Annotated in this window: 16 protein-coding genes; 10 read left to right on the top strand and 6 right to left on the bottom strand. The window is 49.3% G+C overall.

Translation table 11 applies throughout. The features are described from left to right. Positions 1-31 precede the first annotated feature (31 nt). Complete coding sequence (locus tag M2403_RS02150; RefSeq protein ID WP_152325660.1) at positions 32-262, bottom strand: DNA polymerase III subunit theta; 231 nt, start codon at positions 260-262, stop codon at positions 32-34. Positions 263-669: 407 nt separating this feature from the next. On the opposite strand from M2403_RS02150, the gene ftnA reads away from it, so the two are divergent. The 4 genes from ftnA to M2403_RS02130 all read left to right on the top strand — a co-directional run bounded on the left by ftnA (position 670) and on the right by M2403_RS02130 (position 2,963). Next, positions 670-1,176 carry a non-heme ferritin gene (gene ftnA / locus M2403_RS02145; RefSeq protein ID WP_095921401.1) on the top strand — a complete coding sequence of 169 codons (507 nt, stop codon included), beginning with the start codon at positions 670-672 and terminating at the stop codon, positions 1,174-1,176. A gap of 139 nt (positions 1,177-1,315) precedes the next feature. Next, positions 1,316-1,702, top strand: coding sequence for a copper homeostasis periplasmic binding protein CopC (copC, locus tag M2403_RS02140; RefSeq protein WP_371819742.1), 387 nt, complete (start codon positions 1,316-1,318; stop codon positions 1,700-1,702). Between the two features lie 3 nt (positions 1,703-1,705). Beyond that, positions 1,706-2,590: a copper homeostasis membrane protein CopD gene (gene copD, locus M2403_RS02135; RefSeq protein ID WP_152325662.1), complete on the top strand. Its 885-nt coding sequence runs from the start codon at positions 1,706-1,708 to the stop codon at positions 2,588-2,590. Between the two features lie 37 nt (positions 2,591-2,627). Continuing rightward, positions 2,628-2,963, top strand: coding sequence for a YebY family protein (locus tag M2403_RS02130; protein ID WP_152325663.1), 336 nt, complete (start codon positions 2,628-2,630; stop codon positions 2,961-2,963). 345 nt (positions 2,964-3,308) lie between these two features. Here the strand turns inward: M2403_RS02130 and M2403_RS02125 are convergent, their stop codons facing one another. Continuing rightward, positions 3,309-3,917 carry a phosphatase PAP2 family protein gene (locus M2403_RS02125; protein WP_259228654.1) on the bottom strand — a complete coding sequence of 203 codons (609 nt, stop codon included), beginning with the start codon at positions 3,915-3,917 and terminating at the stop codon, positions 3,309-3,311. 262 nt (positions 3,918-4,179) lie between these two features. On the opposite strand from M2403_RS02125, the gene adhP reads away from it, so the two are divergent. Beyond that, positions 4,180-5,193 (top strand): alcohol dehydrogenase AdhP, encoded by a 1,014-nt coding sequence (gene adhP / locus M2403_RS02120; RefSeq protein ID WP_259228494.1) that lies wholly within the window; start codon positions 4,180-4,182, stop codon positions 5,191-5,193. 361 nt (positions 5,194-5,554) lie between these two features. Then, positions 5,555-6,253, top strand: coding sequence for an extensin family protein (locus M2403_RS02115; protein WP_208951461.1), 699 nt, complete (start codon positions 5,555-5,557; stop codon positions 6,251-6,253). On the opposite strand, the gene M2403_RS02110 is transcribed toward M2403_RS02115, so the two are convergent. Together M2403_RS02110 and M2403_RS02105 are read right to left on the bottom strand one after the other, a co-directional pair. Beyond that, complete coding sequence (locus M2403_RS02110) at positions 6,254-7,435, bottom strand: M20 aminoacylase family protein (RefSeq protein ID WP_259228493.1); 1,182 nt, start codon at positions 7,433-7,435, stop codon at positions 6,254-6,256. It abuts the gene before it with no gap. Positions 7,436-7,797: 362 nt separating this feature from the next. Then, on the bottom strand, positions 7,798-8,055 hold the full coding sequence (locus M2403_RS02105; protein ID WP_152325668.1) for a DUF1883 domain-containing protein: 258 nt from the start codon (positions 8,053-8,055) through the stop codon (positions 7,798-7,800). Between the two features lie 516 nt (positions 8,056-8,571). On the opposite strand from M2403_RS02105, the gene M2403_RS02100 reads away from it, so the two are divergent. The 4 genes from M2403_RS02100 to M2403_RS02085 all read left to right on the top strand — a co-directional run bounded on the left by M2403_RS02100 (position 8,572) and on the right by M2403_RS02085 (position 15,407). Beyond that, a complete protein-coding gene (locus tag M2403_RS02100) occupies positions 8,572-11,334 on the top strand; it encodes a WG repeat-containing protein (RefSeq protein WP_259228492.1) in 2,763 nt (920 codons plus the stop codon). Beyond that, a complete protein-coding gene (locus tag M2403_RS02095; RefSeq protein WP_259228491.1) occupies positions 11,334-14,174 on the top strand; it encodes a WG repeat-containing protein in 2,841 nt (946 codons plus the stop codon). The genes M2403_RS02100 and M2403_RS02095 overlap by 1 nt, the downstream gene beginning before the upstream one ends. A 96-nt stretch (positions 14,175-14,270) precedes the next feature. After that, on the top strand, positions 14,271-14,663 hold the full coding sequence (locus tag M2403_RS02090; protein WP_165056871.1) for an ASCH domain-containing protein: 393 nt from the start codon (positions 14,271-14,273) through the stop codon (positions 14,661-14,663). Between the two features lie 93 nt (positions 14,664-14,756). After that, positions 14,757-15,407: a C39 family peptidase gene (locus M2403_RS02085; RefSeq protein WP_152325672.1), complete on the top strand. Its 651-nt coding sequence runs from the start codon at positions 14,757-14,759 to the stop codon at positions 15,405-15,407. A 43-nt stretch (positions 15,408-15,450) separates the two neighbouring features. Here M2403_RS02085 and M2403_RS02080 read toward each other — a convergent pair whose 3' ends face one another. After that, the gene (locus M2403_RS02080; RefSeq protein WP_152325673.1) at positions 15,451-15,693 is read right to left on the bottom strand and encodes a YebV family protein; all 243 of its coding nucleotides are present in this window, start codon (positions 15,691-15,693) and stop codon (positions 15,451-15,453) included. Between the two features lie 216 nt (positions 15,694-15,909). Continuing rightward, a complete protein-coding gene (locus M2403_RS02075; protein ID WP_259228490.1) occupies positions 15,910-17,631 on the bottom strand; it encodes a diguanylate cyclase in 1,722 nt (573 codons plus the stop codon). Positions 17,632-17,961: the final 330 nt, after the last annotated feature.

Genomic DNA, 17,961 nt, shown 5'->3' with positions numbered 1-17,961 from the left:
CTGTGCTCCCGTTTACCCGCAAAGCCGTCGCTTATTTTTGCTTAGGTTCGTAAGGTAAACGGGAAAATTTATGTGATTCCCCGCGATAAAACATGACCCGTTCACGAAAGTAAGTGCGCAAATGCGCAGGTTGCTCGCGTTCAGCCATCTCAGCCACAACAGGCATATTGTAACGTTCCTTAAAAGCGACAGCTGATGCGGCGAGATCGACGTTAATGCGGTCCATCTCGTCTTTGCTGATTTCGGCCAGATTGATGCTCATTGTTGTTTCCTGCTAAACCATTTCGCCGCATTGTACCCGACACCCTGCGCAGGGTGAATGTTGTCTTTAGAATTTTATTATCCCCTGTGTTGTTGGCGCGATACCCTGGTGTTATTGAGTAAATAAGAATTATTCCCGAAATCTAAGTGATAATTATATTCAACGGAAAGAGTAAAGCAGGGTATTTAAATAAGAATGATTCTTTTTAATAACATCCTTTATGTTAATGATTATCATTAGTGCATATTTTAATGAAAATAAATTTCATTAAATTCAATGCGTTAATTTATATTGTTGCCTGCATGATTAATAATGTGAATCGGGTGTTTTTATTTTGTATTGATGCGGGCATAATGCGGGTAAATAACCCCATTCATCTGCCTTAATTTATTTTATGGAGCCGCATCATGCTTAAAAAAGAAATGATCGACCAGCTGAACGAACAGCTGAACCTCGAGTTTTACTCTGCCAATTTATATTTGCAGATGAGTGCATGGTGCAGCGATAAAGGCTACGAAGGCGCAGCGGCGTTCCTGAAACAGCACTCCATGGAGGAAATGGATCACATGCATCGCCTGTTCAAATACGTCAGCGATACCGGCGCATTACCTCTGCTGGGCGCGATTGCTGCTCCGCCGGTGTCGTTTGAATCTCTGACTGATTTGTTCAAACAAACCTATGAGCATGAGCAACTGATCACCCAGAAAATCAACGAACTGGCCGATTTGTCCATGACGCTGAAAGACTATTCTTCTTTCAACTTCCTGCAATGGTACGTTGCTGAACAGCATGAAGAAGAAACGTTGTTCAAATCCGTTCTCGATAAACTGGCTCTGGTCAGCAACACCGGTAACGGCCTGTTCTTCGTGGATAAAGACCTGAAGAACATGGTTGCACAGGCTCCGGCAGGCTAATTTTCCTGTGGTTGTGGTTCATAAAAACGCAGAGTGCTCAGGCCTCTGCGTTTTTTTATGTTTTTTTGACAAACGTTTTGGAGCGGTTTGCGATAAAGTGACGGCGTTATAAATTCATCGTTAAGCAAGCCAAGGAATTATCGTGTTCAAAAAAACCACTTCTCTTTGCCGTGCACTGGCAGTCTCAGCTGTTTTGCTGGGCGGATTTATCTCACAGCAGGCTTCTGCCCACGCACACCTGAAAACAGAAACGCCCGCCGCCGACACCGTTGTCACCGTCAGCCCGTCCGAATTGTCACTGGGCTTTAGCGAAGGCATCGAACCTAATTTCAGCAAAATTACGCTGACCGACGCAGAAAATAAAACCGTTAAAACCGGTTCTATGACGCTCGCGGCGAATGACAAAACTCAGGCGGTTCTCCCGCTTACGGAAACGCTGAAGTCGGGTAAATACCTGGTAACGTGGAGCGTTGTCTCCGTTGATGGTCATAAAACACACGGTCAGTACAGCTTCACCGTTAAATAAACGATGAGCCTGACTGCCATGTTTGTCCTGTGCCGGTTTGTCCACTTTGCTTCACTGATGCAAATTTTTGGCTTGAGCGTCTTTTGCTCCTTACTGGCACCGCAGGGCTTTTCTGCCGTATTGCTGCGTAAAAATCAGTCTCTGATGATGTGGTCCGGCATTCTGGCGGCGGTGACGTCGGTGGGAATGCTCGCAATTCAGGCCGCGCAGATGGGAAACGGTTGGGGTGACGGGCTGAACCTGAACGTCTGGCTGCTGGTGCTCACGACGTCGTTTGGTGACGTCTGGCGGTGGCATCTGTTACTGACGGCAGCATTATTACTGGTCATGCTGATGGACTGGTTGCCGGGACGCAACGTGATCATCTTTTTGTGCGCCCTCGGTTTACTGATGAGCCAGGCGCTGATCGGCCATGCGGCGATGCATGATGGCGCGCTGGGGCTGTTACATCGGACTAATCATGTCGTGCATCTGCTCAGCGCGGCCTACTGGTTCGGATGCTTATACCCGCTGCTGACCTGCATGTTATATACGCGACAACCTGCGACACGCCCTTATGCGATTGCCACGCTTATCCGGTTTTCGGTCTGGGGCCACGCCGCCGTCGCGCTGGTTATCCTGACCGGTATTCTGAATACCGCGATTATTTTGCAACGCTGGCCGGTCGATATGACCTCGCTTTATCAGCGTCTTCTGGTCATTAAAGTGGCGCTGGTCGGGATCATGTGCGGCATCGCCATTTTCAACCGTTACCGGCTGGTGCCGTTAATGGGTAAACAGCCGGAGCTGGCCCAGCGCCATTTCATCATGATGACGTGGCTCGAATGGGGGCTGGCGTTATTGGTTTTACTGGCGGTGAGCTGGTTTGCAACACTTGCACCGGGCTGAAAAGCATGAAGAATTTACTATTTACTGAGGAAAAATCATGAGGAAAACACTGCTCGCCTGCGTGTTGCTAACCTTATCTGCCAGCAGTTTTGCGGCGCCGCAGGTTGAAACGATCAGTCGCCTGCAATATGGCAAAGCCTGGGCTTTTACGCGTGAAGAAGTCATGCTGCAATGCCGTCCCGGTAACGCGCTATATATCATTAACGACAGTACACTGGCGCAATATCCTCTGAACGACGTCGCCAAAGAGCAGGTTAAAAACCGCCAGGTTCAGGCCGTGCCGCTGGAGAAAATCTGGCTAGACGATCCGGCTAATCCGGGGCAAAAAATGAGCCTCGCGCCGTTTATCGCCAAAGCCGAGACGCTTTGCTGAATCGCCGTGCAGCCGGTAACTGCCTGATGTTAATCCTATGTTTTGCGTATGTTGTCACACAATGAGAATAATACATCATTGTTATTATCACTATGTTTCAAACTGAGTGGAAAATAGTCAGGCCTCGGCTACTCTTTAAGTTGTACGGCTTAACCGCCTGCATTAATGCCAACTTTTAGCGCACGGCTCTCTCCCAAGAGCCATTTCCCTAGACCGAATATAGGAATCGTATTCGGTCTTTTTTTTGCCTGTTTTATAAATCAGTAAGTTGCACCTCTTCCTGCTTCTTCCATAACTGCAAATGAGCTCTTTTAGCCGTAGCCTATTCCCAGTGGATTTCGCCAGTCATTCAAGCAGTTTTGCACGCGTCCAGGGTTGTTTACCTGTGATTTGCGTGGCGATATGTTCGATGAATTGCTGCGTGGATGCTTTCTTGCCAAAGCTCATCAGGGACAGAGGAAGAATAAGAAGAATAACTAATGGAGTGAATGTGAAATAGCGCATGTCACGGCTGCGTTGTGTATACAAAAAGATTCCGCTGCAAAGACTGCCGAGGATTAACCCTGAGATCACTTCACTGACGGAATGAGCATGCAGTGCGATCCGGCTGATACCCACCATAATGGCAATGAAATACCCAACAGCAATCATCAGCCTGCGTCTGTCGGATTGAAAACGTTGGCTTATCAGCCAGAACATCACCGGCCATAAAGTGGCAGACATCGTGGTATGTCCGCTGAAGCCTGTAAAATTAAATGTACTGCTGCCAATGCCCCAGGCGAGAAACAGTAGTTTTGAAATGCTCACTGCAAGACCCGAAATCCCCAAGGTAATCAGCCAGATTAATGCCGTGGCCGGGCCATCAGCTTTCCACAGCATAAATAAAGCGAGGGTTATTCCGGTCGGTAAAATGAGCATACTGTCGCCAAAATAGGTCAGGATATTCCAAAGCAAGACATAGCCCTCGACGATAAATAATAAATTCTTCAAAAGAATCAATCAGAAAGTGTATCAGCAGAGGGTTTTTAACCAAAAGGGATTAGCTTCTCTCACTCCATTTTCAGACTGCAACCCGATTTTTACAGGATTACACGCTTTGTAAACCTGGTAATACAGCCCTAATTTATTGTATTACTTGAAATAATTATTGTTTGTATTGCAGTTAGGGAGTGACCGTTTTAACTTTGATATTCCACCACAATGAGAGGAAAGGAAAATGAAAGCTGCTGTTGTCAATAAAGACCATTCTGTTGATGTCGTTGAGAAAACTCTGCGTGCATTGGAGCATGGTGAAGCACTTTTACAGATGGAGTGCTGTGGTGTTTGTCATACGGATTTACATGTAAAAAATGGGGATTTTGGTGACAAGACTGGCGTGATCCTTGGCCATGAAGGCATTGGTATCGTTAAGAAAATTGGTCCGGGTGTGACTGCGCTGAAAGTGGGTGATCGCGCGAGCGTCGCCTGGTTCTTTAAAGGCTGCGGACATTGCGAGTACTGTACCACCGGCAATGAAACATTCTGTCGTCAGGTTGTGAATGCGGGTTATACCGCGGACGGTGGCATGGCTGAAGAATGTATCGTTTCAGCAGATTATGCAGTGAAAGTGCCGGATGGTCTGGAATCCGCTGCAGCCAGCAGTGTGACTTGCGCAGGCGTAACAACGTATAAAGCTGTGAAAGTTTCAGGTATCCAACCGGGTAAATGGATTGCCATTTATGGATTGGGTGGCCTGGGAAATCTGGCATTGCAATATGCTAAGAATGTGTTTAATGCAAAAGTTATTGCAATTGATGTGAACGATCTGCAATTAGAGTTTGCTGCCGAAATGGGCGCAGATTTGACCATCAATATGCTAAAAGACGATGCTGCAAAGATCATTCAGGAAAAAGTGGGGGGTGCTCACGCCGCAGTTGTCACGGCAACAGCGAAGTCGGCATTCAATTCTGCCGTTGATGCCATGCGTGCCGGTGGACGTATCGTCGCAGTGGGGTTGCCTCCTGAATCCATGAGTCTGAACATTCCGCGTCTGGTTCTGGACGGTATTCAGGTTGTCGGTTCGCTGGTTGGCACACGTGAGGATTTGGCGGAAGCATTCCAGTTTGCCGCAGAAGGTAAAGTCGTACCAAAAGTCACTAAACGTCCATTGGGTGATATCAATGCTATTTTCCGCGAAATGGAACAAGGCAAAATTAAAGGCAGAATGGTGATCGATTTTACGCATAAGTAAAATTTCCATCAGGTGAGTGGCGCTGCTGGAAATACTAGGGCGTCACTCATGGCATATCATCGTGATAATGTCAGTGATTCTGCAGATAAAAAAAAGCCCGCTCGGGGCGGGCTGAAAGGGGTATTACGAGGGTCTTACACACTATGAAGGACAGTTCATAGTGGACACAGGAGAAGGAATGTCTTCCTCGGGAATAAAGGTAACAAACCTAATGTCGATTTATGTAAAACCAGAGTAAGTTTACTCTGCAACATGTAACTCCCACCAATACAGGTTTACATAAAACGTTATACTCAACCCTGACATTTCTGCGCCATCAAGCGAGATACAGACACCAGAGCCCTGCATGACAAGGAGCTTTATGAAATATTGGTTAGGTTCTGTCGTCATTATGCTGATTATTGTAATCAACGGTCCGTGGATAAACCGTCATATTCCCGCTGAATATAATCCGTTCGCGCCAATTGCCCTTAATGACCCTCCAACGTTAATTACCCGCTATAAAATGTGGAAACTGGACAAGAACCCGCAGGCTTGTATGGCGGTACTTGAGAGGGTTCAGCAAGATGGCGGATTAATATTCAGTAATCCAGGCAAGATGAGCGGTAAATGCCCTTTGGATAATCCAGTAAGAGTTAGGGCATTGGGTGGCGTCGCTTTAAGTTCGAGCTTTCTGGCGAGTTGTCGCCTTGCGCTGAGTAGCGCGATGTTTGTCTCGCAGGTCGCAAAACCGCTGGCGCAGCAAAAACTGGGAACGCCGTTAATTCGTATCGAGCATCTGGGCAGCTATGCCTGTCGTAACATGTATAACAAACCGGATGCCCGTTTGAGCGAACACGCTACGGCAGAAGCACTGGATGTTTCCGGATTCCAGCTGATGGATGGACGGCATTTGACTGTGCTGAAACAGTGGCCTAAGGAGGGCGCGGAAGCGGACTATATGCATACCATATTTGCTGAAAGCTGCGGATATTTTGGCAATTCCATCGGACCCGAATATAACGCAGCGCATGCCAATCACTTTCACTTTGGCATGCGCTTGTTTGGTTTTTGCCGCTAGTTATTCATCGGCTAAATAACGTTCGGCGAGACGTGCCCAGTACGCAGCACCGAAACTTAAACTTTCATCATTAAAGTTGTAGGCAGGGTTATGGAGAACGGCGCTGTCGCCATTCCCAAGGCGCAGGAAGCAGCCGGGTTTTTGTTGAAGGAAATACGCAAAATCTTCACTGCCGGAAATAGGGACCAGATTTTCGACCACATTCTCTTCACCGACCAGCTCTTTTGCGACCTCCAGTGCGAACGCCGTTTCTTTATCATGATTAACCAGCACCGGATATCCTGGTACATATTCAATCTCAGCACGTGCTCCATAGGCAGCGGCATGGTTAGATACCAGGGTGCGAATACGTTCCTCCAGTATTTTTCGCACATCTGCATCAAATGAACGAACGCTCATTTCAAGGCGAGCTGTTTCTGGGATCACGTTGGCCGCATGCCCTGAATGTAAAGAGCCGATGGTGACAACGGCTGTTTCATTGGGATCTATGTTCCGGGAAATAATGGATTGGAGCGTCACAACCAGGCTGCTGGCGACCAGAATCGGGTCGACGGTCATATGAGGGCGCGCAGCATGACCGCCTTTGCCGTGGATCGTGATATTTACCGTATCGCAGGCCGCCATAAACGAGCCTGAACGGAACATCATTTTTCCAACCGGATAACCGGGGTGATTGTGCAGGCCGTATACCGCGTCACAGGGAAAACGCTCGAACAATTGCTCGGCCAGCATGCGTTCTGCGCCACTGTTAAAACCAATTTCTTCAGCGGGTTGGAAAATCAGGTTCACAGTGCCTGAGAAATTTTTGCTGCGCGCCAGTTGCTCGGCGGCTCCCAGCAGCATGGCGGTATGGCCATCGTGGCCGCAGGCGTGCATTTTCCCCGGTGACTTACTCGCATAACTGACACCTGTCAGTTCAGTGATAGGCAGGGCATCCATATCTGCACGGATACCGATACTGCGTTTACCCGTCCCCAGAGTCATTGAACCGATAACCCCGTGACCACCGACGCCGGACGTGACTTTAAACCCCAGAGACTGCAGCTTCTCAGCGACTAAAGCAGCAGTGTCGGATTCTTCATTAGAAAGCTCAGGATTCTGATGCAGGTGTTGACGAACTTCGCGCAGCCCCGGAACAAGGTCGGCCACGTCAGCGATGGTGCAAAATGATTTATTATTCATTATGAGGATCTGTTTTTGCCAGGAAGATATCCGGCCTTAAGACCGGTGCCGCGTCATTACAGGGAACAGAATGCAATGCGAGAACCCGGCTGGCAATCAATTAATCAGTGAGAAAACTGGATTTTTGAAATTATGGAATGTTCAATTCAATCACGGTATGTAATTGATGTAAAAAGCTAAAGTTTTTACGAGATGTTGCGCAATTAATGATTTTGACTCTGGACGCTCCGACGCCACATCTATACCGTTGTATTTGTTTGTACCGGCACAGGCAGATTTTAAAAAATATCAGGCAAATGCTATGCATCCGCCTGATATGACGTCTCAAGATAATGAAGGGGTCTGAGAGGAGATAAAGAGGATTAAGCGGGCATATAGCTAATGGAATGCTCCAGAGAATCGCACTGGGAATCGATAAGTACATTCCAGATCCCTTTATAAGGGATGCCAACATAGGCCGTATTTTGATCGTTAACCGTCAAAATATCGCCGAAACCTGAGTGGCGTCCATTTCGCTCAATATCATTTTCACACATCAGATGGATGTGGCATTTTTCTGAACAACGAATGACGACTGTGTCGCCACCAAACAGACTGAGTCTGGCTCGAACGATAGGCATGACTTTCCCCCAATGAAGATAAAGCACCTGAAATACGCTGTAACCGAACACTGCCAGGTTTTACGTCACCCAGACCAGGAGTGATTTTGGTCACATAACGCTCTTTAACCTATAAAACCAGAGTAAAGCAGGGGGAATAATGACTTTAATCAAAACTTGTAAGACTCTTCTGAAGATTAATTATTCGTCAGTCATGCAGCTGTAAATGAAAATGACCATACTTTTAACAATGCAGGGTGAATGTAGGTACGCGGTTAATGTCCGGTGAGAAATTCAATTGGATGCTAACATCCAGAGATTATCTTTCTATGCAGTGATGAAGTGTATTCATTCGTTACAGGGTAATAAATTAGCTGCTTTTTCTTTCACAAGCTGACACCCTATAGGTGTATAGCATGTGCGTGCGCTTGAAATTGATTATTATCGGATTTTTTACCGTCTCACACGCGCACAATGCGGGTGATGAAAAAAACGTGCGCTACACTTTCTTATTTTCTCCAGTTATAAGGGCATCGGATGATTTGCTCCGAAAAATTCAAATATTTCAGAAACTTCAGCGCATTAGCCCTGGTTCTGAATGCGACTTTTAGCCTGCCGGTACACGCGGATGACTCGCAGTTACGGGCATGTGGCAATGCAAAAACGGCCAAAGACTGCCAGTTACCTTTTCAACAGGGGTTTTCGGCTGTTCAGGTAGGCTTATCACGTGAGCCACTATGGGGCTATCTTGATACCACCGGGCACATGGCAATCAAACCTGATTTCAGCGACGCGCGCGGATTTGTTCATGATCTCGCCGTTGTTAAAAAAGGTGATCAATACGGTTACATCGATAAGAAAGGCCACTGGGTCATTGAGCCGCGTTTTACCCGCGCAACCGATTTCAATGCACAGGGTACTGCGCTGGTCGTCACGGATAACCGTCTGGCATTAATTGACCGCAAAGGTGCCGTTGTGAAAACTCTGCCGTTTGCTGTTTCTCTCGACACCCATGGTTTTGCGGGCGGACAGGCGCTGGCAAGCGTCCAAACTCAGGTTTCCCCTACGCTGTGGAATGCTGCAACCGATCGCTCCCTTTCTCTGCCTGACGATGTGATGGCGCTCGATCTGCCGCAGTCCGGGCTTATCCCCGCTAAAAAGCGTGATTCCGCAAATGACGGTTACTGGGGGTATCTGGACGAAAACGGTGAATGGGCAATTGACCCGATGATCCTGAAAGCGCGCGATGAGCCTCAGCTTAGCGGCGACGTGGTTGCTGTCAAAATCAAAAACGGGTGGAGTTTCGTTGATCGTCAGGGCGTTTCATTAAATAAAGAACAGTATAAATCTGTACGTCCTCTCTCTTCCGGTAACTGGCTGGTTACCGGCAACGATAATTCCAGGCAGTTGCTCAGCAGCAAACTGGAAAAAGTGCAGGATATTCCTGCCGATCAGTCCGAAAATATTATCGTCTGGGGTAAGGCAACGCTGGCTACGGGCAGCAAAGGTATTGTCATCGTTGGGGCCGATAACCAGGTTGTTTCCCTGAAAGTGAATAAACCTCAGTTCCTGCAACAGGGCAACCGCCTTTGGGTCATGCAAACTGAAGGGAAAGCACCGCAGGTAGTACAGGTTTATGACAACAATGGCGTTGCATTACTCAATGATGCCACACTCGCTGCGCTGAAAGATTATCAGGTGAAGCCATTGGGTACGTCTGTACTGACCGATGATATCGCCACATTGCCGGAAGTCACTGCGGATGTAGCGCACACACTGCCATGGGCGGCTCTGGCGCCTGCAGACACCACAAAACCACCGGCAATCCTGACCTCGCAGGGCAACGTTCTTTCGGATCCTCAGTGGGCTGCTATCGATGGCGATGCGTCTCAGGCTCCGCTGATTGTCCATACGCAAACCCAAAAAGTGGGTGCGGTAGACGGCGCGGGCAAATGGGTTATTCAGCCGGTTTATCAGCAGATCAGCGCGTTTTCCGGTGACTACACCTGGGCTGTCGAAAACAGTAATAATACCGATACCAAACGCTTAATAGACCGCAATGGCAGCGTAACGGATGTGCCAGCGGAAATCTTGCAAAAAGCCCAGCGTCTTTCCGGCGGTTTGTTGTATTACACCGAAGGCGTTAATGATGCCCGTCGCTGGGGCTTATGGGATATTGCGAGCAAGAGCGTTAAAGCTGCCCCTCAGTTTACTCAAATCGAATCCTTCAATGAGGGGTTCGCTCTGGCAAAAGCCGATGCCGGATGGGGTGTTATCGGCACCAACGGTGTATGGGCAATTGCGCCGGATCCAAGCCGCAGCGGGAAATTCCAGTATATTGGCCAGGGCGTTTTCACCCTGTCTGATAACGATCAGCCGGGCGAACGCAGTGATCTTTCGAGTCATTTCAGCCTGTACAGCGCAAACAGCGGTCAGGCTATTGCCGAAGACCTGCTGGCAAGACCACAATCAGTCGGGCAGGGGCACTGGCTGGTCCAGCCTTCCGAAGGGGGCGTCGCGCTGTTAGACAGCGCTGGCCGCTATCCAGTCAGCAAAGCCATTGCAGCTTCATCAAGCTCAGTGCAGGGCGACTGGGTAATGCTCAGTTTCTCTCCTCACTTTGGTGCCATTAATGCGCAGGGTAATTGGCAGATTCAGCCTTTTTACACCGAAGAATTCAGTTTCATTTCGCCTTTGAACTGGAGCCGTGCCGTTAGTGACGGGCATACCACGCTAATAAACGATCACGGTGCTGTTCCGCTGGATGGTTTCGAGCAAGCTCAACCACTGAATTCACTGATGCGACTGACTATGAATGATGATGTAACCGGCGAAACGGTGCTGTATGACAATGACGGCAATGAGATCCAACGTTTCGCCGGGCTCGACAGCTTGCAGGCAGATAAAGCCAGTGCCGGTGTAATCCCGTTACGCGACAGCAAAGGGCTTTATGGTTTCGTTGATCAACAAGGTAAGAAACTGATCGGTTCTTATTTTGATCAGGTTGGCGCAATGAATAATAACTTTGCCACAGCCATGAAGAAATCGACTTACGGCAACCTCTTTGGTTATATCAGCACGACCGGCCGTTTCGCTATCTTGCCTAAATTCGATTGGGCCGATAATTTCAGCGAAAAACACGCATGGGCGGGCGGCAAAGGTGTCGTCAGCTTGCTGAACGCGGAAGGTGCCGTACAGGCGAAAATTCAGGTGCGTTGTAATCAGCGCGTAATCGTGGACGCAAAAGGCGCTTATCTCTGGCCTGCAAAAGCGCCTTCATGCGGTACCGGGAGTAACTAATGATTGTCAGCAAACCTTCAAGGCTACGGATAGCACTTCTTTGCGCATTGAACACCAGTTGCGCACTGGCCTTATTGACGCTGACAGCTTCTGCAAATGCGGCTGAACCTTCCGGTTGTTTTGCTCCGTTGCCAGCTTCGCAAAACGATGTACAACGGCGTAACGCGTTGCCAGCTGTTCAAAACTTGTGTATCCGTGATGTTCATGAAGGGCGCGCGGCTGTGCTTTTACCGGCTGCTGACGCAGCCAGAGAGCGCTGGGGCTTTCTGGATAATCAAGGGCAACTGGTTATAAAACCTGTCTTTGAAGATGTCGGTGATTATCATTACGGCGTTGCAGCCGCTAAACAACAGGGGAAGTGGGGGTTTATTGATACTACCGGGAACTGGCTGATTCAGCCTGGTTTCGATGCGGTACAACCTTTTACTGAATCCGGTTTAGCCGTTGTGACAGTGGCCGGGAAGTCGCAGATTATCGATCGCAAAGGCGCGCAGGTTGGAAAAGCGCTGGGTGATTTAGTGGACGAGGCCATTCTGAGTAATGGCCTCCCCGCCCGTTTGCAGCTGTCGTTTAACAGCGTGCTGCTTTCCCCAGATGGTGTTCGCCATTTAGCAACAGACAAAATGGAAGTTGCGGAACCTTTTGGGACTCAGGGATTGTTCATCGCCTTCGATGCCAGCAAAGGTTATGGCATCGTGGATGAAAATCTGGGCTGGCGCATTGCACCACAGTATGCCGCCATTACGCTTGATCCGCGTAATCCGGCAGTGGCACTCGCGAAAAATTCCGACGGAATTACGTTAATTCGTGCAGACGGCGTTCAGGATGAGCAAAAGTACTTGTCAGTCAGTGAAGAAACCGGTGCTTTCTGGCTGGCGAAAACGGCTGATGGTGTGAAGTTACTGGATAACTCCGCCGTTGTGATTGCAACGTTTAGCGATTCTGATGCCGCCGCTCTGCGGGTTTCGGGGGACTATGTCCTTAACCCGACTTCGAAAGAAAATCTCATCGTATTTGTTCCCGGCCGTAAACAACCGCTGACATTGCCTGCCGCCAGCGAGCCGTGGGGGCAGACTACCGGTGAGTTTCTGGTGACCACCCGCGGTGAGCAGAAAAAAGTGAACGCGATAATTGCACCTTCAGGCGGAATGATTGGTGGTGCTCAGAATGTCGGCTGGCTGGCGCAAATTTCCAGTGCGGAAGTGATCAATCACCGTCTGTGGCTGCGTAATGATCAGGGCGATGTCGTGAATGTTGTTGATTCGACCGGAAAGGCGTTGCTGAACCCGAAGACGATCAGTGCGCTTGAAAATAGCCGGATTGAACCGCTTAATGCTGGCGATGACCACGTTACCACGCAGTCGCCATTGGCTCTTATCCGCCCTGAGGCAGGAACCAGCAAAACAGGTGCTGGTTTCCTGAAACCGGACGGTTCTCTGCAAATTGATAACAAATGGCAGGATATTGAATCAGCGGACAGCAGCGAAGATATCGGGCAATTTATTGTCAGAACGGCTGATGGCACCGGCGTGATTGATGCGCAAGGGAAAGTGGTTATTCCTCTGACAGAAGACAACATATCTCCGTTTGTAAAAGGCTATGCGCTGGATTATCTGGATGGAAAGCTGACGGCGCTCGACCACGCCGGCAAGCATTATAATTTGCCGGATGTGTTTGATCTGGAGTCGGTCGGTAACGGCTGGTTCCGTTACCACGAAACGGCAGCTGAAGGGGCATTGTGGGGAATTTACGATGCCATTAACCAGAAAATGGTCATTCAGCCTTCCTACCAGGATGTGGGTGATTATGCCAACAATCAGGTTGCCGTTCAGACGCCAAAAGGCCTTTGGGGGATCCTCGACGGTCAGGGTAAAACGATGGTGGAAGCTAAATACGCCAAAGTTAAGCGCATCAATTCTGCTTTATGGCTGCTGACACAACCGGCAACGGACGATCAGCCAGAGTCCCGTGTGATTGCAGAAATCATTGGCAATGATACGAAAACCCGGATTGCGCCGACGGCCGGTCTGGCGGTAAATCAGTTTAGTGATGGGCGCATTCTGGCAACGTCTGCCGCCGGGCAATCCTGGCTTCTGGACGCCAAAGGCAATATTCAGCTTCACGAGCAGCAAACCCGAATCAGCGCACTGGGCGACTGGGTGAAACTATCCCGCCAGCCGCAGGAAGGTTATTTGTCGGCGCAGGGTGACTGGCAGATCCAACCCGCTATCGATACCCGGGGCTCCGCCTTTGCACAGGGTCGCGCATTACGTTCTACAACTGCAGGATTTGAGCTGATTGACGACAAAGGTGCGCGTGTCGCCGCGATGCCTGAAGGGACATGGAACCTGCCTTTGGGGAGTACGTGGTCTGTTTCTTATGATCCGCAAAACAGTGAGGTCGCAACCCGCTATGTCGATAATACCGGCAAACTGGTTCTGACTGTGGCAGGTTTCGCCAGCCGTATGGTTGACGGACATGCTGTTCTGACACGTGCTGATGGTACAAAAACCTGGATCGACGGGCAGGGGAAAGCCGCTGACGCTGTCTCTTACGCCGATCTCGGTTTGCCTCATGACGGTCTGGCGTTCGCTAAAACGGATACTACCTACGGTTTTGTAGATGCGCAGGGTAACTACGTGATCGCGCCTGTTTATAGCGCAGTTTCACCGTTTGATGGTGGGGTTGCGATTGTCTCGACGCCCGCAATGTCGATGATGATCGATACGACAGGCAAGCCACTCGCGCGGTTGAATAAAGAGTGCGGCATTTCTGTTTTATACGGCGCGGGCAGCTCGCGCCAGTGGCCACAGAAAATGCCGGATAATTGCAAACCCTGAGCCTGATGCTTGCGTTCAAAACCCGCTGTGGCGGGTTTTTTTGTGCTAATGTTTAACTGTAATGGCAGTGAACTATCTCAATTGAAAGGATAAATTATGATCCCGCAGATCCCGCTTAAATACAGGGACGCAGAACGCTGGTCTTTTGGTGATACTGAATCGTCAGCAGATGAACTGGCCAAACGTGTCATGGCCGGTACCAAAACAGCGACCTGCTCAAATCTCGATGATGATCCTGAACCTGAGCCGGGCGAAGTGTTCGTTGTGGTCGACGGCCGCAACAACCCGGTTTGTGCGGTACAACTGACCGAAGTGAAACAGGTTCCGTTTGATCAGGTAACAGAGCAGCATGCCTGGGAAGAAGGTGAAGGTGACCGCACGCTGGCTTACTGGCGTAAGGAACACCAGCGTTTCTTCGAAGAGTATGAAATGTTTGAACCGACGATGCCTCTGTTGCTCATGAAGTTCCGGATGATCGAAAAGTTCTAACTTTATCATGTGGCCTGAGAAGGAAAATCAGGCCAAAAACCTCAAGGCATAAGATCTACCTGATGTTGTTGATCTGTCGTTCGGGAATGAGTCATGTCCGCCAATTCAGTAAATCCTCATACGTTTTCACCCCTTTCCCGAATACCGTATTTCAGCCAGTGGGAAGATCCGTCCTGCGCTGCGGGCATTATCGCCGGTGATATTGCGCTCAGCGATATCCGCCTCTGGCGTCAGTCTGGCGCGGCTTCTCAGGAAGAATTTATCGAATGGGCCAATCATGTCTGCGGAATGTGTTGCCTGAAAATGGTGCTGGCGGCAGTTTCCGGAACTGTCGTACCCATTCTCGAACTGACCCGGCGCAGCCAGACGTACGGCGCTTATGTCCGTGAAGGGAATAATATTAAAGGGCTGATTTACGCGCCGTTTGTAGAGTACGTCCGTCAGGAGTTAGGGCTGAGCGCACAGGTCAAAGTGAATATTTCTGCGCAAGATATTGCTTCACAGCTCGATGTTCACCGGTTTTTCATTGCTTCGGTGCATCCGTCGATTCGTATCCCTGAATCTGTTCCGCCGGCTAAGGGCGGACATCTGGTTCTGGTCACGCGCGCTGATGTCGGATCTGTGACCTTCCATAACCCGTCGGGTCACGATATTTCCTCGCAGCAGGATGTCACTCTGCCGGTTGAAACTTTTGCCCGCTTTTTTGCCGGGCGCGGAATAGCTCTGGTGTCTGACAGTAACTGACCGCAAGCGGCATGGCGAACACAATTCCGTTCGCCATGCAGTGTTACTCCAGTCGCATGATCCACTCATCTTTCTGCTTATCGTACTTCTCTTTATACAACACAGAATGACGGCCATCGACAACCGCCGGGACGCTGGTGTGATCATCCCACGCATCAAGTTGCATACACAAATCAGGGTCTGATTTGCACGGAATATGCACTTTATCGCCGCCTTTTGCCTCAGGCGTTGAGAGATGTGCATCGTCAATTTCATAACTGCCAATTCTGATACTCGATTTTCCCATCAGGTACTCCTTGCCAGGATGACGCCAGTGATTTCAGTAACATCAGGTACGACCAGTTGGTCGCCCTGATCTCAGAATAGTCGACAGCACAAAAAGTGCCACTGGATTTTTTTTATGGCAGCGAAGAAACGAATTTTTAGAGGAAAAACCAAAGTTCGGAAGGAAAGGAATAAGGAGCCGGTGTTTAATAAACGAATTGGCCCCTTTGATTTGCTTTCAGAGTGGATTAAATCTGATGGAAACCTGCATTGCGTTGATCTGATTACGGCCATTATTTTTGGAAAGATACAACGCTTCGTCCGCCGCGCTGACAATGTCTGACTGATCTTCGATATCCGGGTCCTGATCTGGCCGGTAAGTTGCAATGCCCTGGCTGATGGTCACGCGGTTAAACTCGCTGAAGCTGTGTTTGATGCCCAGCGTTTCGATCGATTCCATAATGTGCTGGGCGACAATCCATGCACCTTTCAAATCAGTATCCGGTAAAATAGCGGCAAATTCTTCACCGCCAAAACGGGTGACCACATCGGTGCTGCGTTTCAGCGATTTCCGCAATGTTCTTGCCACCAGACGCAGGCAGGCATCGCCCGAAAGATGGCCGTAATGGTCGTTGAAATGTTTGAAATAATCGATGTCGATCATCACGACCGTCAGCGGCGTACGGTTACGTTTGGCGCGCATATATTCGTGACTGAGCACTTTTTTAAATTCGCGACGGTTTGGCAGTTTGGTCAGTGAATCGGTACGGGCCTGAATTTCCAGGCGACGGTTGGCCTTAACCAGTTTCAGTTCCAGCAATTTGCGTTCGTGAACGTCTTCAGCGGTGCCGTACCAGCGCTGAATTGAACCGTCCGTCGCATAACTGGCCGCCGCGCGGATACGCATCCAGTTCCAGCCGCGGTCAACGTGGCAGAAGCGAACTTCGATATCCAGAGGCGCGCCGGTTTTAAGGCATTGTTCCCAGGTCTGAACCGCGGCCCGGCGGTCTTCAACATGCATACTCTGGATCCATTTATCTGCCAGAATATCCTGACGCGTCATGCCGGTGATACGTTGAAAACGCGAGCTGACGTCATTGAGCATGCCGCGCGGGTCAGCGGTCCATGGGATTTGCGGGTTCAGCTCCACCATGTTGCGGTAATGCTCCTGGCTTTCGCGCAGTGCCCGTTCCATACGCTTGAGGCTGGTGATATCCGTCATTGCCACAGAAAGCCCGTTCAGCTGATTTTGTGCGTCGTAAGCCGCTTTTATGCGTACGAAGAAAACCTGATTTTTACCGGGAACTGAAAATTCACGGTCGGGCGTCGTTTCGTTACGCTGCGCCATCTCCAGTGCGTTATTGAGCAAAGGTGAAAGGCCGGGCAGGAAAACCCCGATTTTGCGGCCAATCGCTTCGTACGGTTGCAGACCAATGATATTGGCCATCGCATCATTAACGGTGACATAACGCATTTGCAGATCGATAAAGCACAGGCCAACAGGGGCGTTGGAATAAATGGTTTCGAGCTGGAAAAGACGCTGTCCGGGAGCCTGATCCAGACTGGTCAGATTACGGTCGATGCCACGATAGCCACGGAAATTGCCGTCGTTATCAAACAGCGGAACACCGCTGGTTTCGAGAATAACTTCGCTGCCATCCGGGCGGATATTACGGTTAAGTAATCCGCCAAAAGGGGCGCGGCGTTCAACAATCGCAGCGAACTGCTCACCCACGCGTTTGGCTTCGTCAGGCGGCATGAAGTCAAAAGGCGTTTTGCCTAAAACTTGTTCGGGCGGAATGCCAAGAAACTCGATGCATTTATTTGAGGAAAAGACGTAACGTCCTTGTGCATCGACTTCCCAGATCCAGTCAGAATTGTTATCGATAATATCCCGCAGACTGGCCATTTGCTGTAACAGCAGGCCATCTGCTGATTCGAGTTTCATTTCATCCGACATGATACTTCTCCGACTGGCAGGTCTTTACTCAACATCAGGCACTATGATTTATATCTAAAAATGATATATCACTGGCAATGTTATCTTGAGGGCAATAATACATGTCAGGCTAGGATTATTCCTACTTATAATTCCATTAACCTATATGGATAAAATAAAAGGATATCCAATATATGTAGCACAAAATTTTTCACAGTCATTTGTTCCATGCAGTTTGTCACCTTGATTTCACCTAAAAATGTACCGGAGCAGAATCGGGTTAAAAGCATAGCAGACTTATTTTTTATCGAATTTAAGAAAGGATTATTAGAATTTTCTGCGCCAACAGGA

The organism is Rahnella sp. BIGb0603 (assembly GCF_024808755.1).
In the GTDB taxonomy this organism is placed as follows: domain Bacteria; phylum Pseudomonadota; class Gammaproteobacteria; order Enterobacterales; family Enterobacteriaceae; genus Rahnella; species Rahnella contaminans.
This window is presented reverse-complemented; position numbering and strand designations above follow the sequence as displayed.